Annotated in this window: 16 protein-coding genes; 8 read left to right on the forward strand and 8 right to left on the reverse strand. The window is 60.8% G+C overall.

What is annotated here, in order from left to right; genetic code table 11:
- Nucleotides 1-297: 297 nt before the first annotated feature.
- Nucleotides 298-3,123 (reverse strand): PAS domain S-box protein, encoded by a 2,826-nt coding sequence (locus JOD69_RS11770; RefSeq protein WP_210023953.1) that lies wholly within the window; start codon nt 3,121-3,123, stop codon nt 298-300.
- A gap of 548 nt (nt 3,124-3,671) precedes the next feature.
- Here JOD69_RS11770 and JOD69_RS11775 point away from each other — a divergent pair.
- From JOD69_RS11775 to JOD69_RS11785, 3 genes are all read left to right on the forward strand, one after another.
- Nucleotides 3,672-5,030, forward strand: coding sequence for an SIR2 family protein (locus JOD69_RS11775; protein ID WP_086134054.1), 1,359 nt, complete (start codon nt 3,672-3,674; stop codon nt 5,028-5,030).
- Between the two features lie 389 nt (nt 5,031-5,419).
- The gene (locus tag JOD69_RS11780; RefSeq protein WP_086134053.1) at nt 5,420-5,755 is read left to right on the forward strand and encodes a hypothetical protein; all 336 of its coding nucleotides are present in this window, start codon (nt 5,420-5,422) and stop codon (nt 5,753-5,755) included.
- Nucleotides 5,756-5,865: 110 nt separating this feature from the next.
- On the forward strand, nt 5,866-6,330 hold the full coding sequence (locus JOD69_RS11785; RefSeq protein ID WP_086134052.1) for a hypothetical protein: 465 nt from the start codon (nt 5,866-5,868) through the stop codon (nt 6,328-6,330).
- Nucleotides 6,331-6,777: 447 nt separating this feature from the next.
- Here the strand turns inward: JOD69_RS11785 and JOD69_RS11790 are convergent, their stop codons facing one another.
- Entirely contained in the window at nt 6,778-7,419 is a 642-nt protein-coding gene (locus JOD69_RS11790; protein WP_086134051.1) for a hypothetical protein, read from the reverse strand.
- Nucleotides 7,420-7,908: 489 nt separating this feature from the next.
- On the opposite strand from JOD69_RS11790, the gene JOD69_RS11795 reads away from it, so the two are divergent.
- From JOD69_RS11795 to JOD69_RS11805, 3 genes are all read left to right on the forward strand, one after another.
- A complete protein-coding gene (locus JOD69_RS11795; protein ID WP_086134050.1) occupies nt 7,909-8,667 on the forward strand; it encodes an alpha/beta fold hydrolase in 759 nt (252 codons plus the stop codon).
- Nucleotides 8,668-8,749: 82 nt separating this feature from the next.
- Nucleotides 8,750-9,067 carry a hypothetical protein gene (locus JOD69_RS11800; protein ID WP_086134049.1) on the forward strand — a complete coding sequence of 106 codons (318 nt, stop codon included), beginning with the start codon at nt 8,750-8,752 and terminating at the stop codon, nt 9,065-9,067.
- Nucleotides 9,068-9,110: 43 nt separating this feature from the next.
- Nucleotides 9,111-9,419: a hypothetical protein gene (locus JOD69_RS11805; RefSeq protein WP_086134048.1), complete on the forward strand. Its 309-nt coding sequence runs from the start codon at nt 9,111-9,113 to the stop codon at nt 9,417-9,419.
- Between the two features lie 204 nt (nt 9,420-9,623).
- On the opposite strand, the gene JOD69_RS11810 is transcribed toward JOD69_RS11805, so the two are convergent.
- Both JOD69_RS11810 and JOD69_RS11815 read right to left on the reverse strand, forming a co-directional pair.
- A complete protein-coding gene (locus JOD69_RS11810; RefSeq protein WP_077729964.1) occupies nt 9,624-10,001 on the reverse strand; it encodes a thioredoxin family protein in 378 nt (125 codons plus the stop codon).
- A gap of 69 nt (nt 10,002-10,070) precedes the next feature.
- The gene (locus JOD69_RS11815) at nt 10,071-10,382 is read right to left on the reverse strand and encodes a Rieske 2Fe-2S domain-containing protein (RefSeq protein ID WP_077729963.1); all 312 of its coding nucleotides are present in this window, start codon (nt 10,380-10,382) and stop codon (nt 10,071-10,073) included.
- 521 nt (nt 10,383-10,903) lie between these two features.
- Here JOD69_RS11815 and JOD69_RS11820 point away from each other — a divergent pair.
- A complete protein-coding gene (locus JOD69_RS11820) occupies nt 10,904-12,037 on the forward strand; it encodes a Glu/Leu/Phe/Val dehydrogenase (RefSeq protein ID WP_086134047.1) in 1,134 nt (377 codons plus the stop codon).
- A 70-nt stretch (nt 12,038-12,107) separates the two neighbouring features.
- Here JOD69_RS11820 and JOD69_RS11825 read toward each other — a convergent pair whose 3' ends face one another.
- The 3 genes from JOD69_RS11825 to JOD69_RS11835 all read right to left on the reverse strand — a co-directional run bounded on the left by JOD69_RS11825 (nt 12,108) and on the right by JOD69_RS11835 (nt 15,922).
- A complete protein-coding gene (locus tag JOD69_RS11825) occupies nt 12,108-12,581 on the reverse strand; it encodes a hypothetical protein (RefSeq protein WP_210023954.1) in 474 nt (157 codons plus the stop codon).
- Nucleotides 12,582-12,843: 262 nt separating this feature from the next.
- Nucleotides 12,844-14,490 carry a thiamine pyrophosphate-binding protein gene (locus JOD69_RS11830; RefSeq protein ID WP_077729961.1) on the reverse strand — a complete coding sequence of 549 codons (1,647 nt, stop codon included), beginning with the start codon at nt 14,488-14,490 and terminating at the stop codon, nt 12,844-12,846.
- A gap of 67 nt (nt 14,491-14,557) precedes the next feature.
- The gene (locus tag JOD69_RS11835) at nt 14,558-15,922 is read right to left on the reverse strand and encodes an APC family permease (RefSeq protein ID WP_086134045.1); all 1,365 of its coding nucleotides are present in this window, start codon (nt 15,920-15,922) and stop codon (nt 14,558-14,560) included.
- Nucleotides 15,923-16,237: 315 nt separating this feature from the next.
- Here JOD69_RS11835 and JOD69_RS11840 point away from each other — a divergent pair, with 315 nt between their 5' ends.
- Nucleotides 16,238-17,686: a diguanylate cyclase gene (locus JOD69_RS11840; RefSeq protein ID WP_086134044.1), complete on the forward strand. Its 1,449-nt coding sequence runs from the start codon at nt 16,238-16,240 to the stop codon at nt 17,684-17,686.
- A gap of 342 nt (nt 17,687-18,028) precedes the next feature.
- Here JOD69_RS11840 and JOD69_RS11845 read toward each other — a convergent pair whose 3' ends face one another.
- Nucleotides 18,029-21,445 (reverse strand): HAD-IC family P-type ATPase, encoded by a 3,417-nt coding sequence (locus JOD69_RS11845; RefSeq protein ID WP_210023955.1) that lies wholly within the window; start codon nt 21,443-21,445, stop codon nt 18,029-18,031.
- Nucleotides 21,446-21,536 lie beyond the last annotated feature (91 nt).

The following is a 21,536-nucleotide window of genomic DNA, read 5'->3' on the forward strand; positions in this document are numbered from 1 at the left end:
GCCGCAGGACCGGCATTGCCCAAGCGGGCGAGGCGTTCAATGTCACCGGCCCATCACGGGCTACCCGGATATCGCCGTCGGAAAATTCGAGCAGCAGGCCGCGAGGCCGCAACCCACCGCGCGACCTCGGATCGGTGGGTTACGCGGAGCCTGTCGCGAGCGGAGCCGAGGGGCTATCCCACCATCGATGGGTTTCGCTTCGCTCTACCCATCCTACGATGAATGTCCATTCGAATGCCGAATGGAATTAGCCGCCACCAGGATTCAACGCGGCGACTCGTGCAGAGACGGCCTGGCTTACGGAACCGCGGCTTCCGAGATCGCGGCGTCGGCCGAAGCGGCGGCGGCCAGCGGCAGATACACCACGAACTCGCTGCCCCGTCCCGATCCCTCGCTGTGGACCTCGACCCGGCCGCCGTGCAGCTCGACCAGGCGGCGCACCAGGGCCAGCCCGATTCCCAGCCCCCCTTGAGACCGGTCGAGGGTACGGTCGACCTGGGTGAAAAGATCGAACACGTGGGGCAACATCCCGGCCGAAATACCGACGCCAGTGTCGCGGACGCGGACGACGGCCTCGTTGCCCATTTGCGCCGCCGTGAGATGAATGTGTCCGCCGGCAGGCGTGTACTTGGTGGCATTGTTGAGCAGATTGGCGAAAATCTGGGCAATCCGCACCGGGTCCGCATCGAGAAGCAAGGGTTCCGGCGGGAGGGAAACGCTCAGATCGTGGTCGTTTGCCTGGATGAGCGGCTGATTGGTTTCAACGGCATGACCGATGACAACCGCCAGATCGACTCGTTCCTTCTTGAGCTCGATCTTGCCGCGGGTGATGCGGGACACTTCCAGGAGATCGTCCACCAGCCGGACCAAATGGTTCACCTGGCGCTCCATCATCGTGAGCATGGCACGAGTGCGTTCGTTGGCCACAGCTTCGGCGTCGGATCTTTGCAGCACGTACAGGGCATTGCGGATCGGGGCCAGCGGATTTCTCAGCTCGTGCGCCAGCATCGCCAGGAACTCGTCCTTCTGGCGGTCGGCAGCGCGCAAGGCTTCCTCCATGTGGTGGCGCTCGGTCATGTCGGTTACCAGCGCCACCAGGTGCGCCGGCACATCCGCCGATTCACGCAGCAGCGAAACGAACTTGCGCACCCAGACCGTTTGGCCGTCCTTGCGCAGGTAGCGGTTTTCCATTTCGAAGTAAGGAAGTTCCTCTTCCCGCAGGCGGCGGAGCGCGGAAAAATTGGCGGCACAGTCGTCGGGATGCACCAGGTCGGGCAAAACGAGGTGACCGAGTTCCTCCTGGGTATAGCCGAGCAGAGTGCAAAATGCGGGATTGCACTTCAGAACATGTCCCTCTTCGTCGGTGATGGCGATGCCGGTCCCCGCATGCTCGAAGATGGCGCGGAAGCGCTGCTCGCTGGCGCGGAGGGCCTCGTCGGCGCGCTTGCGCTCGGTGATGTCGTTGAAAAGAATCGCCACTTTTCGTTCCTCCGGCGCGCCGATCCGAAAGGCGTAAACATCGTAATAACGGTGGAGCTGCGCCGCGCGGTTTTCGAAACGCATCGGCTCGCCCGTCAAGGCGATCCGGCCGTAAATCTCGAACCAGTGTTCCTCGTGCAGAGGGGCGATTTCCCGCATCCGTCTGCCGGCCGCGTTGGGAATTCCCGTCTGGCGTTCAAATGCCGGATTGACGGTCAGGAACCGGTAATCCACGGGTTTTTCGTTTTCATCGAACAACACTTCGATGGTACAAAACCCCTGGTCTATGGACTCGAACAGGGCTCGGTATTTCTCTTCCGACTCGCGCACCGCGTTCTCGGCCACCTTGCGGTCGGTGATGTCCTCGGTAAAAAGGATTATCCCGCCGATGGCGCCATCCGCCCCGCGCCACGGCCGCACCTCCCAACGCTGCCATTGGACGGTTCCATTGGTTCGGACGAAGTGGTCTTCGTCGGCGGTAACGACTTCGCCGGCCAGTGCGCGGCGATGGGCGTTTCTCCAGCGCTCGGGAATCTCGGGGAAGACGTCGTAATGGGAACGGCCCCGCACCTCGCCTTCGAGACTGTAATCGTCCAGCCAACGGCGGCTGACGGCGAGATAACGCATTTCACGGTCGAACATGGCTACCGCCGCGGGCGCATATTCGATAAACAGCCGTAGCCGCTCCTCGTTCTCGCGTGCCTCCGCCGTACGTTCGAGCACGCGGGCTTCGAGCTCGCCGTAGGCGCGCTCTAAACTGAACAGCGCCTGCCGGTGTTGCCGGGTAAGGGCGGCGACCACGAGCGCCGAGAAGGCGACGATGACCAAGAACATCTGTACCAGCCACTGCCGCTCATCGGGAGCGAAGTCGGGATTTGCGAACAGCCCGAGCCCGCCCGCCGTGTAGCGCACCGCCATGACCGTCAGGATGGCCATGGTCAGCGCCATTCCGAAAATTTCGAAGCGCAGCGTGGCCCACAGCAGGGGCAGCATGATGATGTAGCCGTACGGAAATCGGCCGGTGAAGACGAGGTGGGCAATAGCGACGAACACGGCGATCATCGTCCCGGCTTCAACCCAGCGAGCGACTTGGATGTCCCGCCATTTCCATCGAGCCTGAAAGACCTCCAGGACCAGGGGAGCCACGATCAGGACGCCCACGCCGTCGCCGACCCACCAGAGCGGCCAAACCCAGGTGAACGCCTGCCACCCGAGCGCGGCCAAGATCGCGGCACCCAACGTCGCGCTGAGGACGGGGCTCAATAACGCGCCGAAGAGGATCAGCACCAGCACCTCCCGCAACCCGCGCAACTGAAACGGCGCGCCGCACCAGCCGCGCACCAGGCTTGCGCCGACCAGTGCTTCGAGCGTATTGCCCAAATAGATGGAAAGAGCGGCGGAAAGCGGAATGTGGAACAGCCACAGGTCGCCGGCCGCTTCGGCGGGCAATCCGGCCAATATCCACCAAGGCCAATGGCGTTTCTCGCTCAACAACAGCACCGCAAGATAGAGACCGCTCGGCGGCCACAAGGTTACGCCCGATCCGGGCAGCAGCGTCAGCCAATGGCCGAGCCAGGAACCCAGCAGGTAGGCGGCGGGGAATAAGGCAAGGTGAAGGAATTTTGGGCGGGGCGACTCGAACACGGCTTTACCAGGGTCGTAATTACGGGGCAGGCAGGCAGATGGACCGATCGATTTCGGCGGAGTGGAAGACCGATCTTCCCCGCGTCACGCCCTGGATATCCAGGCGTTTGCCAGGCTCAACGGGCGCACCGGCAGGAGTTGTAGTCTCATCCTAATGTACAGAAAGGGTATTCCGTTTGAATCAACGCATTTTCGCATTTGGTTCGAAGCGAAGGAAGGGTCAACGGCTCGCGGTAACGGAACCGACAGGCGAGTGCACGGCCACCCGGCCGGGCAAAGACGTCTTTGGAGGTCGCGGATCGAAGCCTCAAACGCGCCATGGGAGTGCGGCCTCTTTATGGCGTTTCGATTGTTTCGGTTGAGCCGACAAATTACCGGCTGGACGGGGCCGTTTCCTCTTGGCCCAGTCCGCCTAAAAATCCTTGACTCGAAAATTCGGCTTTTGGATCATCGACGAGCTACCGTCCCCAATCTGTTCATACCATTGCGTTTTTCATGCCCGTCAGGGCGGCAAATGCGCGATTGCTGCAATCGGAGGACACTTAAAGATGCCTCAAGATCGGTCATTGGTCCCGCGCCCGTCGGAGCAGCACGCCGCCTGGCAAAGAGCGCTGCACGGCGGCGATCTTTCGCGATTGGAACAGCTTGCTCTCAACGACGATCCGGCCGCCGCGCTGTTCGAGCTCGAAACCTACGTCAACGGGATCTACCGGGCCAGTCAGCATCCGCTATCCAACCGTCCGCTGCCCGATATCCGCTCCGAAGTGCGTCTGGTACTGCCTTACATCGAGGAGATCCGGACCCGGCTCGGATGGCGCATTCGGGAGTTCGATCTCGGGCTGCTGCGCCTGATTCGCCGATCGAGCGCGCTGTCGCCGGTGTTGGGAGCCGGAGTCTCGATGGGCGCCGGTGCGCCGTCCTGGTCGGATCTGGTGCTCTTGATGCTGGAGGAAACGCTCGACAAGGGCCTGGAATTCCATGAATCCGTGCCCGCCGCCGACAATCCTCCTCAAGCTCCGATCGAATTCCTTCCCGACGGCACCGTGCGCACCGGCGGGAGCGGCACCTGGCGCTTTGAGCAACGGGTCAGCGAAGTGAGGCGCTTTACCTCGGAGCAGGAGCAAATCGCACGAAGGATCTTCGCCGAGGTGAAGGCCAAACGCTCTTCCACCGATGTCGAGACCCTAATGCAGGGAGCGCAAGTGTGTTACGACCTTTGCGGTCAACACCTGTTTCGCCTGCTCACCAGGATTCTCTATACGCGCGCGAAAGAGCCCAGCGAGATCCACCGGGCCATCGCCGAACTGGCGCATGCGCAGGAGGTGCCGGTGCGCGGTCCCGGCCTGTTTCCGGGCTGGGACTCGATCATTACCTACAACTTCGATGCCCTCATGTCCGAAGCGCTCGCCGAACAGAAGATCCCGCATGCGGCCTGGGCCATGAAGGGCGATGAGCTTCGAGGCGACCCCGACGAACTGGCCCGCAACAGCCGGTGGCACCAACCGGTCTTTCATCTGCACGGCTACACGCCCAGACGCATTTTTTTGATAACGGACGTCCGCTTTGTCTTTTCGACGTCCCAGTACCTGACGGTGTACAAAGGTCCGCGATCCAGGATTCTGGAGACCGTTTATCGGGGATTTCTGGCCAATCCGGTACATATCGCGCTATATGTCGGTTGTTCGTTCACCGATGACGCGATGAACGACCTGCTTCGGGAAGCCATCGCGGAATACCCGGGCCGCTACCACTACGCGCTCCTGAAGTGGCCGCGCGACAGACAGGGGAAGGAACCGGCCCCGGACGAGATCGAGGCGGAATCGGCCAAATACCTCGAATTCGGCGTGCGTCCGGTATGGTTCGACGATTTCAAGGAATTGCCGGGTTTGATCCGGCACTTGCAGTGATGATGGCTTCGGTAACGAGTGTACGTGCCGGTGCCGTGTGCGCCCTTGCTGAATGATCATGCGCGCTCGTTGCCGGCGATCAACACACCCAATCGCAGGCGTTTCGGCGCGCATGAAAGCGTGCGGGCATTTCCGATCTTCGCATTCGTGGTCTTCGTCAGGAGGCCGCTTCGCGTTTTTTCCAAGATCATCAATCGCTCAGCTTCGGGCGGGTCGCGCCGACATCAGCCGTTTTCGGAAACAGTGCGCTGCTCGATAAGAGCGCGATCAGCGTCACCGGCAGCTAACTCTCGGCGGGAAATGCGGGTAATAATAAGCCGTCCCGGTCAAGGCCAAAGGTCGTCTTGGTCCATCGACCGGTCGAATCCGACGGAATTGTGTAGAAAGCGATGAATAACGTTACCTCATTGATTCGATTGATCGACAACGGGCTCTCGACCCAAGTGATGCTTAACGACGGCGGCATGATCTTCGGGTTTTGGCCGCACGACATCATCGCGCGGGGAAATGTAGGGGCGGGGGTTGTCGTGGTAAGGGGGATGGTTTGCGTTGATTGTCAGCCGCCGCAGGACCGCGTCATTCCGCTATGCGACATCGGCGGCGTGTTCAGCGAGCGGCCACGACAAACCTTCATGGCTGACCCGGCGTTTTTCCAGCGCAACCCGGTACCGAGGGGATGGACGACGATTCACACCTTGCTTCCGAGTACCGTCGCCGCGCGCTGAGAAGAACCGGATCAGGCCGGCATCTCCCGAACAATCCAGTGGTTTATGTTGAGCTCTCTCTTAGCAGGGAGGGGAGCGACAATGCCCACGGGCACATTAAAGGCAAGATTATGGCTTCATTAGTAAAACATATCGCTTCGATTGAACTGGCGCCCGCCAAAACCACTGGACTCAACGATCTGGGCGTTCCCATCGGCGAGACGACGCAGGTGAAAAAGGGAAAATTGCAGGAGTTCCTGCAAACCCTCGACACCGGCGCCGTTGCCCGCCGTTACCAGAATATCCGTGTCACCGCGGTCAAGACGACCGAAGCGGGCCGCCTGTTTTCCAAGCTATTCATCCAGTTCGAAGTGTTCGGCGATGACTGGAGCAGCCGTGGCGACAACACCGGGGTCGAATACGTGCTCTACCGAGGGGACAAGGTTTTGCACCACATCCATCAGGGGAGGATCTTCCTACCGTATTGCCGCAGCTGGTATGAAAACCAGTACGAGCACACCATTCCCAACGAGGTATTCGACGAAGTCACGCGCATCGAATTTGTCGCCAATACCGATGAAATGCAGCCTGGCTGACAGGAAAGACGAAGCCCGCGCGCTTGCGGCGGCAGAGAAGCAGGCTCACGCCAACATAACGCGGGCGCCGGGCTCCCTGCCCTGTGCTTAAGGTGCGTCCGAAAACAATGTTCCGATTCGTATATCTGGTGTAGGGTGGGTTAGGCGCGCACTCCCACGAAGCATTCGGCAGTCACGGAACTCTTCGCGCGCCGTAACCCACCGGTTGCGCGGCCTTGGTCGGTGGGCTACGGCGCGCGGAAACACCAAAGGAACTTTGCAGGTGTCGTGCGATACGCGCCTAATTCCATTCGGCATTCGAGTGAACATTACGTAGGGTGGGTTAGCGGAGCGTAACCCACCGATTCGAGGTCGCTCGGTGGGTTACGGCCGCGCGGCCTAACCCACCCTACTACGAAATCGTTTTCGGATAGAACAGAATGTTATCGGCGACCAAGTCCGTAACGATCAACTGCCGTTTCCGGTGTCACCGGAGCCGGTTTGCTTTTTCCTCGCGATAGCTTCAGCCAATTGATCCGCCGCGGCGGTGATTGCGGCGGCGCGCCTGCGCATTAAAGCCAGCATCTCGTTCAACAGGACTTGGGGATGGTCCTCTACCACGCTTTCGCCCACCAGCCAGCAAGCCAGTGCCGGTTCGTCCCGGCCCAAGGCCCGAGCAGTGTCCCGCTGCCAATCGCTGCCGAACAGAAACCGCGCCGCATTGCGAAAAAGGTCCCGCTCGGAAGCATCGGGATCGAATACGCGCGTGGCGGAATCGCCCGTCGACGGGTTTGGCGCATCCGCACGTGCGTCGAGTGGCGGCTCCTTTTGAGCGGGCGGAGCAGGTACTCTGAACTCCTCGTGAGTGGCCTCGGCCAGGCGCGAGATTTCAGGCAACACCGAACGTATCAGCTCGGCGCCGGACAGGGGCACCTTCCAGTGGCGTTTCTCGGGAACCCATTGCACCTTCGGAACCCAGCGCAGCATCCGGTGCAGCGTGTCGCTATAGCCCGCCTTGATGATGATGCCGTCATCGGTAACTTGTACCCATGGGTTCGGCGGTAAGGGGTTGGCCGCCAGGGCGGCGCGCGCTTGGTTTTCGTCAGTCATAAATTCGGTACGGAGACTTGGCCTCGACAATCAAGTGAAGCGAATAAGGTAACGCAGCCTGTCAACCTGGAAACGGCAGTTCAACCTGCTCGAGTGTGCGGCTGGCCAGGTTCTTTTGTTCGAACAAACCCGCCCCAAGTGTGGAGAATTGTCGACTAAATTACAAGGTTATTTGTGTGGAAATTCGCTGCGTTGCAGTATTCCGCAGCCATCGGCGAGGCCGGAGCAGCGATAAAATTCGTTCATTCGCCCGCTCTAGTGCCTTATTTTTCCGTCCCGCAACGGCAAACTCGACTGACCGCTCGCGCCCTAATCACACCGAAAGACATCTGCCTCACGCACTCAGACCACGGTTTGGCGCGACAACTGCTTAGTTATTCAAAAAGGCCCGAATCGTCCCGTTTGCCGGAATGTGCTTCGTCTATACGGTGTCGATGTGACGGCCTTCGCAAGGGTATCGATGAGGATTGACAGATTGCGGGGTGTGCGATGATCGAGATTTCTGCGGCCGACGGCCACGTATTTTCCGCTTATCGGACCGAGCCGCCGGACGCGCCCAAGGGTGCGGTGGTGGTGCTTCACGAGGTGTTTGGCGTCAACCGGCACATTCGGACGGTGACCGACGCATTCGCGGCGAAGGGTTATATGGCCATCGCGCCATGCCTCTTCGATCGGGTAAAAAAAGATGTCGAGTTGAGCTATGACGACGCCGGTGTTGCCGAGGGTCTGGATCTCGCGCGGCAGGTAGGACTGACGAACGCCATCGCCGACATTCAGGCGGCGGTCGATGCCGTCGCCAGTACCGGCAAGGTGGCTATCGTCGGCTACGATTGGGGCGGCTACCTGGCTTACCATGCGGCCAACATGGTGAAGGGACTGGCTTGCGCCAGTATCTATTACGCCTGCGGGGTGACCCAGGATTTATACGGAAAGCGGAAGATTCAGACGCAGCTGCATTTCGGGTCTCTCGATCCGTATATCCCTTTCGAGCTGGTCGTTCAATTCCGTTCCGCCAGACCGGACGTCAGCGTTTACGATTATCCGGCGGGACATAGCTTCAACTGTGAAGAGCGCGATACTTACGACGCTTCGGCGGCCCAGAAGGCATTCGAGCGTACCTTGACGCTGATTTCCCACAACTTGGAAGGCCCGCCTCCCGTCACCCTGAAGAACGCGGGAAGCTACGCCTCGGCGAAAGTCGAGAAGAAGAAAAAGCAGGCTTCGGACGACCTCGGACCGCCGCTGTAACGGGAAAGGTACGAAATCCCGAGCAGTTTCGGCGTCTTGAGTTCGGAGCCCGCCGAGAGTTTGAGAAAGAGTCGGAGTGGTTATGACGGTCATCGAGCGCAATTTCGGGAAGAGAACACGCCAGACGATAAGGCGCTTCGGGGAGCTCTTGTGCCTGGATGCCCTGCATGAAGCCAATATCAAGGCTAATCCGGTGCCTTACCTCGAGCGGGCGAGCGAACGCATCTTTCAATTGGAACGGGCTTTATTCGAAGCCGCCCAGGCCGTCGCGCCACCGGCGGAAGTCTCTCCGTCAGGCGAGTGGGTTCAAGTCGACAAAGCGGAGTACGAACGCCTACTGCGCTGCCGCGACATCGTCGAAAAAGCGCTCGCCGAGCATGCGAGGGATGAGGAGTTTTAATCATCGGGCGCGGCCCGGTGCTCGATTTTTGGAGACTTTTGCTATGGCCATGAATCTTAGATCGTTTTTCAACGGCCCCGAGTGGGCGGAAATCGGCATTCCCGACTGGTTTAAGGGACGAGCGGAGGCTTTGATCGCCCAGCTCGGCGACGACCATCCCGATGTCCAGGTATTCAAGGACATTCTTGCCGCCGGGCGGATCGGGCAGGAGGCCGTGATGCGTGCGGATAAGCTGGCCGGAACGACCAAGAACGCCGATGTCTTTCTCCTCGCCGTCGACATCGCGACCCATGGATTTACCGTATTGCAGGTGATCGCACAGATGGTTCCCCTGCGCCGGAAAGCAGCCTAGGGGCTTTCCGATCACGTACGCCGGAGCCCGGCCGCCCCCGTGCTGCCTGCCGGCAAGCCCACCGGTACGTGCTCATTCCTCCTGTGACTGGGAGTTGCGTACCGCCGGGGTGGCGGGAAACCGGGAGAGGTCGCGCCAAAGCGGTCAGGACATCCCCTGCCCCACGAGCTGATCGGCCGGATAAAACAGAATGCAGCCGGGCGCTCAGCCCGAAACCGCGGCCTTGTCCCGAGCGTCGAGTTCCGCGCGGATCTTATCCATGTCCAGCGCCCGGACATGCTCGATCACTTTTTCCAGCGAACTGGCGGGCAATGCGCCGGATTCGCGAACCACCACGATCCTGTCTCGCAACACCATCAGCGTCGGCACCGAGCGGATATCGAATCCTTGCGACAGTTGGCGTTGTTGATCCGTATCGATCTTGCCGAAAAACAAATCGGGGTGTTTTTCGGAGGCGGCTTCGAAAACCGGCGCAAAGGCGCGGCACGGCCCGCACCAGGTTGCCCAGAAATCCAGAACGACGATGGGATGGGTTTCGATCACCTGCTGAAAGGTGTCGTCGGTGACTTCGATAATGGCCATGACTCAAATACCAGGGCTGTTGGGGTGGAGAAAGAGGTCGGCGCAGGTTCGCTGCACCGATGGCGAAAGCTAGCCGGTGATGTCCACCTGCACCATGCCGTTCTGCAGGCGCATGGGATATTCCTTCATCTGCCATCCGGCAGGTTGCAGAGACTTGCCGCAGCGACCGTCGAACACCCATCCATGCGCGATGCAATAAAGAATTCTGCCGTTGAAATCGCCCTGGCCCAGGGAAACGCCTTCATGCGGACAACGCGCTTCATAGGCTTTCGGCTCTCCGCCGTCCGGCCACATGATGACGATCTCTTTGTCGCCCACCTTGCAGGGCACCAACTCCCCTTCGCCGATCAGGCTTTGTTTGCAAACGTCTTCATAGGCCATAAAGGGTCTCCGGATGATTCAAACCAGGCCGGGGTCGATCGAAATGCGCCATTTTCGGTTCAGACAGGACCATGCCTGCAACGACACCGTAGGAGCGGCCTCTTTGCACGGTATCCAGATTTTTTGTGGCGCGTATGTATTGGAAGCGATAAACATGCCATCGGTTTGCAACGGCAATTTCTCAATGATTTCAGGACGATCGTCCCTCGATGCAATGTCCGGAACTGGACAAACCCAACAAACCTGATCGCTGTTTTCCGAAATCGGCAGAGCCTTACGACTATCTTCTTGAATGATGCGGCGCCTTACTCCCGCCTGGCACGCATGCAGGGTGACGAAAAAAGAGGCCGGCAGGACGGCCGGGAGTTTGGCCGAACGATGGGCCTCTCATTCAGAAATCAGAACAGTGATAAAGTTGGTCGTAGTGCGTAGGCAGGGCTTCGCTCGGAGAATTTCCTGAACTTGGCCTGTCCGCGCGGCCTCCTTGACTGGGCATCAAACCGGCACATCGGTGAATCGAGATGAACGCGAGCGATGTTTTTGGGTTTGCGGACGCATTGGGTCCCGCCAGGATCATTCACGTTTATGAACCCTCCGCAGGGTTGAAAGGCATTCTGGTCGTAGACAATGTTGCGAGGGGTCCCGCCATCGGGGGATTGAGGATGGCGCCCGATGTCAGCGTGGCGGAATGCTTTCGTCTCGCCCGGGCGATGACGTTCAAAAACGCGGCCGCCGGTTTGCCTCATGGCGGCGCCAAGTCCGTCATTTTCGGCGATCCCAAAATGCCGGGACCGGATAAGGAAAGACTCATCCGCGCTTTCGCCTCGAGTTTGAGAAACGAAAGGGATTATATTTTCGCGCCCGACATGGGTACCGATGAAAACTGCATGGCCTGGGTGAAAGACGAAATAGGCCGTGCCGCCGGTTTGCCCAGCGATTTGGGCGGCATTCCGCTGGATGAAGTCGGCGCAACCGGCTGGGGGATTTATCAGGCCACGGAAATTGCGGCGCGCTACTGCAATATGAAGATCGACGGCGCCCGAGTCGTGATCCAGGGGTTTGGCGCCGTCGGCCGGCACTCGGCGCGCTTTCTGGCGCAAGCCGGGGCAGTCTTGGTCGGCGCATCCGATAGTCGGGGCGCCGTTTACAATCCTCGCGGCCTGGATGTCTCGGCTCTGATGGAACTGAAAAAGACGGGAAAGAGCGTTTCCGACGTTACGGCCGGGGAGAAACGGGACCGGGACGCCGTGATCGACATGGAATGCGATATCTGGATTCCCGCCGCACGGCCGGATGTGATCAACGCGGCGAACGCATCGCGTCTCAACACCAAACTGATTGTCGAGGGGGCCAACATCCCCGTCACCCCCGAAGCCGAAAAATTCCTGCACGAGCACGACGTGCTCTGCGTTCCGGATTTCATCGCCAATGCGGGCGGCGTGATATGCGCTGCCCTGGAATATCGCGGCGTCACTCAAGCGATGGTATTTTCGTCGATTGGGGAAAAAGTGCGAAGCAATACGGAGCAGGTCTTGGAGGCGGTTACGACAAAAGCCATCCCGCCACGCGAAGCCGCTCTGGAGCTTGCCGAGCAACGGATCAGGAAGGCCATGTCGTACAGGCGCTGGTCGTTATTTTCCTCGGCGGATAATTAGGAATAAGCCGTGTCGCTGCTTTTCTCTACCCGACGGCGCTTCGAAAAATAGCGGCGCCGGATCGTTTGCTTCACACGCCACCCCCTCCGAAGATTCGGGAGGCGATACGCGATAGGAGGCTTGGAAGTCCCCGAATAAGCCCTCGGCTGCGTTCGGCGAACCTGGATCGAAGGGACAGAGCAATGCTGTCTTTGGCCGCAGCATTGGTTGCTTCCAGGTCTCTGAGGAGCCGCACTTCAAGTTCCGGCGTGCCGGCCACGTGACATGCCCTGCGGATGTGGCCTTGGGTTGCCTCGTAGAGCTGCTCCAAGGACTCTGATGCGTCTACGACCAAGCGCTCAACCCATGACTGGCTGGCAAACAGTGCTTGTCTCACCGCCCACTCGTACTCCGCGACAACTGTCTCCGACTGAGCTTCTATCGATGCCTTGCACGTCGCCAATACCTGCTTCAGCATTGCACCGGATTTCACTCGGCCTTTCGCGGACAATTCGTGCTGGATTGCCTGAATCTCAGTAGGCAGGGAAGCAATGCGCTTTTGCATCATTGCCTCGGCTTTTTGTCTAGCTAATAGCTGGAGGTCTGACATTTCTGACGGCTAACTTAATGGATGATTTTATGCGGTCGCAGGTTAACGCCCGCTCCCACAGCAAGAGCCGTAGGATGTGGTGAACGAAGTGAACCGCATCGTTCGAGAATGCGATTGATGCGGTTCGTACCTCACGGCATCCTACGGCTCTGTCCTGAGCCAAGTCGAAGGGCTCAGAGCGAACGGTATTTTTGGGCCGGGTTAATAGAAATCAGCTTCAGCCCTTGACCCTGGATTTCAAATGCTCCGCAAGGCGCCTCATGGCCGACGAACTGTCATCGGGCGCAAGGCGAACATTGATGATGCTTGGCGTGGCGCGGTCTGCGAGCGATTTGACGAGCGCCTCCTCAAACGCTTCCTCATCGGGCGCATCGTATCCGTTCAGCGGACCGAAAAGCTCGCCCAGCCGGTCGAAACGCCAACAGCCGATGTCGTTGAAAGGCCCGTCGAGGATGAATCGTTCGGTGCTGTAACCGCAATTGTTGAAAACCACCACGATGGGCGCCAGGCCGAAGCGTACGTGCGTCGAAAGCTCGGTGCCGGTCATTTGAAACGCGCCGTCTCCGACCAGGATGAGCGCACGATGATCCGGACGGGCGATTTGCGCGCCGAGCGCGGCGGGCACCGCAAAGCCCATCGTGGTATAGAAAGCGGAGGACAAGAACTCGCTCCGCTCGTAGACCTGTAGGTCGATCGCGGCAAACAGGCAATCGCCCACGTCGCAGACCACGATCATGTCGGAGGTAAGCGCCCGATTCAGCCGTTCGATCAAACGGGCGATCGTCATCGGCCGGTTCGGTTCGGGAAACCCGCTCGCTTCAGGCACGGCGGGCGCCGCCGGGAAGGTTTCGCTCCGAGCTTTCACCGAGCGCGCCAAGGACATGACGAAATCCGACAGGGTGACGCGGGGATAGCGGTGATAGCGGATCACGACTTCGTTTTGAGCCGCGCGCACGATGCGATGGGGATCGAGACGCGCGGTGTAGATGCCGGTATCGATGTCGTTCAAGGTGACGCCCAGCATCAGCAGCAAATCGGATTGTTCCACCATGTAACGCGCGTTCTCCGAACTCATCGCGCCTTCATAGACGCCGAGATAGGCCGGGTGCCGCTCGGCAATCACCGACTTGCCGGTCAAAGTGGCCGCCACCGGCAAGCGTGCCCGTTCGACCAGTTCGACCAGAGCGTCCTGAAGTCCGCGTCGATGCAGTTCGAGGCCCGCCAGAATCGTCGGCGATACCGACTTCGTCATGAGCTCCGCGGTCTCGGCGACCGCTTCCGATAAGGCGGCTTCATCGCTCGAAGGCTCTTCGAGCGGCTCTTCCGGCACCGAATAGCCTTCAGCCATGACCAGATCGCGCGGGAGCTCGATGTAAACCGGTTTGCACGACCGGCGGGCGGTCGCGATGGCGCGGTCGATTTGACGAAAGGCGATGACCGGGTCATCGAGCACGACCGTGGCGCAGGTGATGCGATCGAAAATCTCGCGCTGAAACGTGAAGGGGCCGAAGCGGTGATGAATCAGTGGATCTTCTCGCTGTTCGCGCACGCCCGGAGCACCGCTGATGACGACCACCGGCGAGGACTCCGCATGGGCACCGGCGACCGCGTTGACCGTATTCAGCGCTCCCACGCCGTAAGTCACCGCCAGCGCGCCTATGCCCTGACAGCGGGCATAGCCGTCCGCGGCAAAGGCGGCGGTGTCCTCCCGCGTAGTACCGATATGCTGGATCGGACTTTTGACCATCAAATCGTAGAAGCCGAGCACATAATCGCCGGGAACGCCGAAGATATGTTTGACACCGGCATCGTATAGACGCTTGAGGAGGTATTGTCCGATAGAATCCGATTTTGCAGTGCTCATGACGATTTCTCCGGTACTTTCAAATTTGACTGTTTTGGCCGCTTCCGATTGCGTATCCGTAAGTCCATCATCGTTTCCGGGCCAGCCTCGGCCGGCCGATCCACCACCGGTTGACTCCCCACAACACGATGCCGACGCCCAGCAGCGCGAGCGAGATCGCGTAGTCGCTGGCCGGCCGTCCGGATAGTACCGGTAGAGCCAGATAGCCGCAGAAAATCGCGCCAAGCACGGGCGTTCCAGGCGGCGCCCGGAAGTGCGCATGCTCGACTTTCTCCCGGCGCAGCACCAGACAGGCGATATTGACCCCGGTGAAAACGCACAGCAAGAGCAGGGCCGTGGTGCCGCCGAGCTTCCTCACGCCATCCTCGCCAGCCGTAACGACCAGCGCGACCGCAATCGCGGTGGTGAACAGGATCGACACCCATGGCGTGCGCCGGGTCGGATGCACGGCGCCGAACACCGGCGGCAGAATCCGTTCGTTCGCCATGCCGTACAGCAGCCGGCTGGCCATCATCATGTTGATCAGGGCCGAATTGATCACCGCAAGCAAGCCGATGCCGGCGAACGCCTTTAGCGGAAACGCCGGCGCACCGATGGCGACCACCGTCAAGAGCGCATCGGATCTGGCGGCCGAAAGCGTCTCGGCGGGAATCAGCAGCGAAGCGGTAAGCGCCACTAGCTCATAAATCAGGGCCGCGGCAATCAGCCCCGACAGCAGCGACCGCGGGAAAATCCGCGCGGGGTCCCGGCACTCCTCCGCCATGTTTACCGCGTCCTCGAATCCGACCATGGCGAAGAAGGCCAAGGAAGTGGCTGCCGAAATCGAGAGCAGCAGGTTTCGGTCCTCGGTGTCGAATTCGAGGAGCCGGCTCGGCTCGCCTTGACCGCTCCCCGCCGCGTACACGCCTATGGCGATGACGATCAAGAGGCCCGATATTTCGACGCCGGTCAGTACCATATTGATCTTCACCGACTCGGCCACCCCTCGAAAGTTGATCAGCCCGAGAACGAGGAGAAAACCGACCGCCACCGGCAGCACCGGCCAGGGAGCGAACGGCTGGAGGTAGGTAGCGGCGAATGCGCGAGCCGCCGCCCCGGCGGCCGTAATGCCCGAACTCATCACGGCGAAGGCGACCAGGAAGGTCAGGAACGGGATTTTAAACGCCCGCTGGATGTACAAGGCCGCGCCGGCCGCGCGGGGATATTTGCCGACCAGCTCCAGGTAGCTGAACGCGGTGAGAAACGCGACTCCGAACGCTACGAGAAATGGCAGCCACAGCGCTCCCCCGATCTGGCCGGCCACGCTGCCGATGAGCGCGTAGATGCCGGTGCCGAGCACATCGCCGATCACGAAGAAGAACAGCAGCTTGGGACCGATCGCCCGCTTCAGCGCCGGCCGACTCTCAACCGTGGGCTCGCCGGTCTCGCTCATCTCGTCGTCTCGCCATAGCGGACCCCGGCACAAAACAGCACCCGAGAATGTGTTTCGGCGATGCTCCGATCGTTCCCTTGCGGCACTGGGTGCTCCGAGGCAGTAATCCGCATTTCTCACGGATAGAGTGTGCATTAAGAACCGAAAACCGGGAAACTTGTTTTACCATGCTCGTTATCAGGTTATTGCTAAAATTCCATTTAACAAAGGCGCAGGTTGAAATGCAGTAAACTTATCCGCCACCTTAAAAACGCAGTCCTCGTGATCCCCTCGACGGTCCAATCGAAGCTCGTTGCCGCACTTCAGCACAAACGAATGATACTGGCTCGCGTGCTGACGCTCGTCGTGATGTTGAGCGTCGGCGGAGTCGGGGAATATATGGTACGGCTGGAACGACAAAACGCCGAACGCGAGCAGCGCAGCCAGGTCATCAGCGAAGTCGGTCAACTCAGAGCCGCGCTGGAAAGCGAGCTTAACGCCACGCTGTTTCTGACGCAGGGCATGATCGCCTATGTCACCACACGCTCGACCCTCGAACCCGAGGTGATCGAACCGATGCTCAAAACGCTCTACGAGTACGGACGGCATGTCCGCAACATCGGACTTGCGCCCGGCAATCGCCTGACCTACATCTATCCGCTCGAGGGTAACGACAAGGCGCTTGGACTCTACTTCCCGGATGTGAAGGAGCAGTGGCCCGCCGTCGAGCGAGCCATCCGCGAACGCAAACCGCGACTCGCCGGCCCAACCCAATTGAAGCAGGGCGGCGTGGGCCTGATCTACCGGATTCCGGTATTCCTCGGCGCCCAGGGAGACTATTGGGGGCTGCTCAGCATGGTGATCGATATCGAAAGCCTGTATGCGCGCGTCGGCGTAGCGCCCAATGTACGGGGATTACAGCTTGCCTTGCGAGGCAGGGACGGCACAGGTTCGGAAGGAGAAACCTTCCTGGGCGACGACTCGTTATTCGATACCGATGCCATTATCGCCGAGGTCATTACACCGGGCGGAACCTGGGAACTGGCAGCGCGGCCCGACCGTGGCTGGGGCCGAGGCGGCCACTTCGGCTGGCTGCGCGGCGGCTTCTGGCTAGTCGGAATCCTGTTGGGGGGCGCCTTGCATCAAGTCCTGCTCTTCGCCGTCCGACGCGAACAACTCTCGGAGCAGCTGCGAGAACGTACGATCGAACTCGAACAAAGCCATGCCATGCTCATCGCGGAAGTCGACGAGCGCAAGCGTCTCGAAGAAGAACTGCGCCACTTCGCGTTTTATGATGCTTTGACGCGGCTGCCCAATCGCCGTTTGTTGCTGGATCGCCTTCATCAGGCGCAGCTCGCGAGCGCGCGCCAAAGATCCCATGTTGCCGTGATGTTTCTCGACCTGAACAATTTCAAGGAGCTCAACGACAATCACGGCCACGATATCGGCGACCAACTCTTGATGGATGTCGCCCGACGCCTGCAAAGCACTGTCCGGGAAAGCGACACGGTCGCGCGTCTCGGCGGCGATGAATTCATAGTGATGCTGGAGGGACTCGGCCCGGAGGCGGAAAAAGCGCGGAATTACGCCGCCGCCCTTGCCGACGATATCCGCAATGTGCTGGGTCAAGAATACGTCCTGGGCGATATCCGGCACCAATGTTCGGCAAGCATCGGCATCAAGCTGTTCCTGGGCACTAACGAGGACCCCGACCAGATTCTCAAGGATGCCGATATGGAAATGTACCGAGCCAAACAGCGTTCCGGCAGGGTGGCTTGGGGCTGAATGTAAACGATCGATGACGGTAAGACACACTGTCGGCAAAGGATTGCCGACCTACGCCCCTATGGCGCGGAGGTCGTAGGGTGGGTTAGGCGCACTATACCGCCGATCGATGACGAACACTGCGCTTCACGTGCGCCGTAACCCACCATAGTAGGTCGGAAATCCCTTTCCGACACACGGTCGGCAAAGGATTGCCGACCTACCATCCTGGAGCAGTTTCCGTTCGTCGCTCAATCGCGGTCTAAAGCCTGCTCGCACAGGCCGTAAACCAATCCGACAACCGCCCTGCCCTATAGTCCGGCGGAAACGGCATGGCAGTTGGCGCATGGCCTCCCCATCGGCTTATTGGATGATTTCATGGCGAAAGGAAGACGCGTCTTCCAAAGGTTCGATATGGGTCACGATGAGGAGATTCGGAATGACCTCGCGGATATCGGACTCGATGCGCTCCAGGAGTTCGTGTCCCTCCTGGACCGTCATCGCGCCGGGTACGAGCACATGCAGGGTGATCAGCCGCTGGGTGCCGGCGACGCGGGCGCGGAGGTCGTGGAACTGGATGCCTTGCCGCCGGTAGTTGTCGAGAATGCGTTCGATGCGATGGCGTTCCTCGGGAGGTATGGCGGCGCCGAGCAGCCCGGAAAGCGAGCGCAGTATGAGCTGGGTGCCCGAGACCACGATATTGAGGGCCGCCAGAAGCGCGATGGCCGGGTCCAGCCATTGCCACCCGGTCAATGCGATTCCGCCCAGCCCTGCCAGTACGGCGCCGGTGGTCCAGACGTCGGTCATCAAATGCTTGCCGTCGGCCTCGAGCGTGATCGATCCGGACCGGCGTCCCGCTCGCAGCAGCACCCTGGCCACCGCCAGATTGACCAGCGCTGCCGCCACCGAAACCAGCATGCCCAGATTGATCGCCGCCAGCGCCTGAGGATGCATCAGGCGATCCCAGGCCGCCCAGGCAATGCCGGCGGCCGCCACGACAATCAGCGCGCCCTCGAAACCGCTGGAGAAATATTCGGCTTTACCGTGCCCGAACGGATGGTTCTCGTCGGCCGGTCGCGCGGCCAGCGTGAGGACGACCAAGGCCGCCGCGGCTCCGAACAGGTTCACCAGGGATTCGGCCGCATCGGACAGAAGCGCCACGGAACCGGTCACGAGATAGGCGACCGTCTTCAAGGCGATCGTCACGAGGGCCGCGAAGATCGATAGCCAGGCATAGCGGGTGAGCGGGGCCTCCGGCGATCGCGAAGCGGTTACTTCATTCCGACCATCCTCAGCGGCGCGACGAAAATAGCCGGCGAGAAAATTACCCGCCGCCCGGACGAGACGCCTCGCCGCATAGTACAGAACCATGGGGCCGGCGACGGATAACAGCCCGCCGAACATGGCGATCAGCCAGTCGTCCCGGTGTAAGGGTTGCAGACTCAAACGCGCGGCCAGCCAAGGCGTCTGCACCAGAACCAGCGACGATCCGACGGTCGCAACGACCATCAGCCAGGCGGTCTTCGTCCGCAAACGGCTCAGAACGGCAGTGGCCGCCGCACTGGCGCAGGTCAGCGCCACCATCGCCATGGCGCGCGCATGTTCGACACTGCCGCCCGGCAGAAGGCTGCGGTCGTAGGTCCACAAGATCAGCGCAGTGATCAGAGCTCCGATCGTGGCGATCAGGAACCACTCCCCACCCGAGAAAAATCGCGCCTCCCGGCGCTTCGGCACCAGCCGTAGCGGCCCGCGCGCCGGCAGTTCCTGAAACACCAAAAGCGCCGTCGGGTGGATGAGCGTCTCCAGCCAGACGATATGTACGGGCAAGTACAGGATGGGATGCCCGATCAGCGGAATGAAGGTGGCCGTAATGACCAAGGGGATGTGGATCAGCAGCAGATATTGGAAGCTGAGCTGGAGATTGCGGAATAGCTGCCGCCCCTCGGCGATGGCTCGGACGATGGTGCTGAAATTGTCGTTGAGCAGGACGATGGAAGCGATTTCTCGTGCGCTGCGGGTACCGCGCTCGCCCATGGCGATGCCAATGTCCGCGGCCTGAAGCGCCGGAACGTCGTTCACGCCGTCGCCGGTGACGGCCACGATCTCGCCTTCCGCCTTCAATGCCCGCACCAGGGCCAGCTTCTGGGTAGGCAGGGCGCGCGCCACCACGTCGACATCCGGACGAAGAGAGGCACCATCATCGAGACGGCGGACCAGTTCGTCGCCCAGAACGATGCCGCCCTTCATCCCGATCTGCCGCGCCACGCCGCCCGCGGTCGCCGGGTGATCGCCGGTGACCATCACCACGCGGATGCCGGCGGCGCGGCATTCCCGCACCGATTCGATCACGCCGTCCCGGATCGGGTCCTCGAAAGCCAGCAATCCCAGGAACCGGCCGCCGCGGTCCGGTTCGCCGCCGCTCCAGGCGCCATCCAGATGCCAGCATGCGCAAGCGAGCACCTTGTGGCCTTCGGCGGCCAGGCGGTCGACCCGCGACGCCCAATCGGTCCGTTCCGCCTCGCTAAGGTTTACCAGCGCCAGCAAGACTTCAGGAGCCCCCTTGCTGGCCACGTGTATCCTGTCGCCGATCCGCACCACCACGGTTTCGCGGCGGCGCTGCTCGGTGTAGGGATAGGTCTCGAGCACGACATCGGCAGCGGCCGAAATCGCACGTTTCTGAACGCGTTCGAGGATCGCCGTATCCATGGGATCGCCGGATTCCGCACGGGACGCAAACGCCGCCCATCGGAGCAGTTCATTTTCGGAAACGTCCGCGCCGGGGGCCAGATGTTCGAGCCGAAGACGGCCCTCGGTAATCGTGCCGGTCTTGTCGGAACAGATGCAGGTGATGCGACCGATGTTCTCCACCGATACGCCGCGCCGGACCAGCGCCTTCCGCCGCGCCAGCCGATACACGCCGACGCCCAGAAACAGGGTGAATACCACCGGAAACTCTTCGGGAAGAGCCGCCACCGCGAGGGTCGCCGCGCTGACCAGGGCGTCCACCCAGCCGTGGCCTTGATGCAGCCGCACGCCGGCCAGAATCAGGCAAAGCACTCCGGCAGCCGCGATCAAGAGCGTCACCAGGTTGGAAATGGCGGTCTGCAACGGCGTGCGCTCCCGTTCGCCGGCGGCCGCGGCGCGGACGATCTCGCCGTAAAGCGTTTGCCCGCCCGTATACACTACCGTCATTTCCGCCTGGCCGGTCAACAGGCGGGTACCGGCGAATCCCCAATGCGCATCGTCGATCCAGGCTGATTCGTCGAATCGCAGCGGCATTGCTCTGAGAGCGTGCTTCGGCACCGGATACGCTTCTCCGGTCAGAGACGATTCATCCGCCTGCAATTGCTCCCCGGCGGAGATCAACCCGTCGGCCGGAAAAGCCTCGCCGGTCTCGATCCGCACCCGGTCGCCGGGAACCAGCTCGGAAGCGGAGATTTCCAATAGCGCACCGTCACGGACGACACGGGCGGTCTGAGCAAGCTGCCGGCCGAGTCCTTCAGTCGATACCTGTGTCCGGCGATGCAGAAAGGCATCCATGCCCAGCAACGGCAGAATGGCCGCCATTAGCGTCATCGCCTCGGCATAACTGCCGAGCACGGCATAAATGAGACCGGTTCCGACCAGGAACCAGATCATGGGGTCCTTGAGCGTATCGCGCGCCAGTTCCAGCCACGGACTGCCGGCGATTTCGAGAATGTCGTTCCGGCCATATCGTTTTCTGCGTTCGGCGATATCGATAGAGGACAGTCCGCGTGGGTCATGCGGAAGATCCTTCATTCGTACAGCGGGAATATCGCGACGCATGGCGGTGACGGTCTCTTTGGAAGGAAGCGGCCGGCCGAACCGGGCATTCTGGATAGTTGGCCCC

The sequence above is a fragment of the Methylocaldum sp. RMAD-M genome (assembly GCF_017832375.1).
In the GTDB taxonomy this organism is placed as follows: Bacteria; Pseudomonadota; Gammaproteobacteria; order Methylococcales; family Methylococcaceae; genus Methylocaldum.

Bases quoted from the DNA above. Each gene is read 5' to 3' on its own strand.
- JOD69_RS11840 (WP_086134044.1), top strand. From the start codon at position 16,238: ATGATACTGGCTCGCGTGCTGACGCTCGTCGTGATGTTGAGCGTCGGC.
- JOD69_RS11795 (WP_086134050.1), top strand. From the start codon at position 7,909: ATGATCGAGATTTCTGCGGCCGACGGCCACGTATTTTCCGCTTATCGG.
- JOD69_RS11825 (WP_210023954.1), bottom strand. From the start codon at position 12,581: ATGCAAAAGCGCATTGCTTCCCTGCCTACTGAGATTCAGGCAATCCAG.
- JOD69_RS11780 (WP_086134053.1), top strand. From the start codon at position 5,420: ATGAATAACGTTACCTCATTGATTCGATTGATCGACAACGGGCTCTCG.
- JOD69_RS11800 (WP_086134049.1), top strand. From the start codon at position 8,750: ATGACGGTCATCGAGCGCAATTTCGGGAAGAGAACACGCCAGACGATA.
- JOD69_RS11830 (WP_077729961.1), bottom strand. From the start codon at position 14,490: ATGAGCACTGCAAAATCGGATTCTATCGGACAATACCTCCTCAAGCGT.
- JOD69_RS11790 (WP_086134051.1), bottom strand. From the start codon at position 7,419: ATGACTGACGAAAACCAAGCGCGCGCCGCCCTGGCGGCCAACCCCTTA.
- JOD69_RS11810 (WP_077729964.1), bottom strand. From the start codon at position 10,001: ATGGCCATTATCGAAGTCACCGACGACACCTTTCAGCAGGTGATCGAA.
- JOD69_RS11785 (WP_086134052.1), top strand. From the start codon at position 5,866: ATGGCTTCATTAGTAAAACATATCGCTTCGATTGAACTGGCGCCCGCC.
- JOD69_RS11835 (WP_086134045.1), bottom strand. From the start codon at position 15,922: ATGAGCGAGACCGGCGAGCCCACGGTTGAGAGTCGGCCGGCGCTGAAG.
- JOD69_RS11845 (WP_210023955.1), bottom strand. From the start codon at position 21,445: ATGAAGGATCTTCCGCATGACCCACGCGGACTGTCCTCTATCGATATC.
- JOD69_RS11815 (WP_077729963.1), bottom strand. From the start codon at position 10,382: ATGGCCTATGAAGACGTTTGCAAACAAAGCCTGATCGGCGAAGGGGAG.
- JOD69_RS11820 (WP_086134047.1), top strand. From the start codon at position 10,904: ATGAACGCGAGCGATGTTTTTGGGTTTGCGGACGCATTGGGTCCCGCC.
- JOD69_RS11775 (WP_086134054.1), top strand. From the start codon at position 3,672: ATGCCTCAAGATCGGTCATTGGTCCCGCGCCCGTCGGAGCAGCACGCC.
- JOD69_RS11805 (WP_086134048.1), top strand. From the start codon at position 9,111: ATGGCCATGAATCTTAGATCGTTTTTCAACGGCCCCGAGTGGGCGGAA.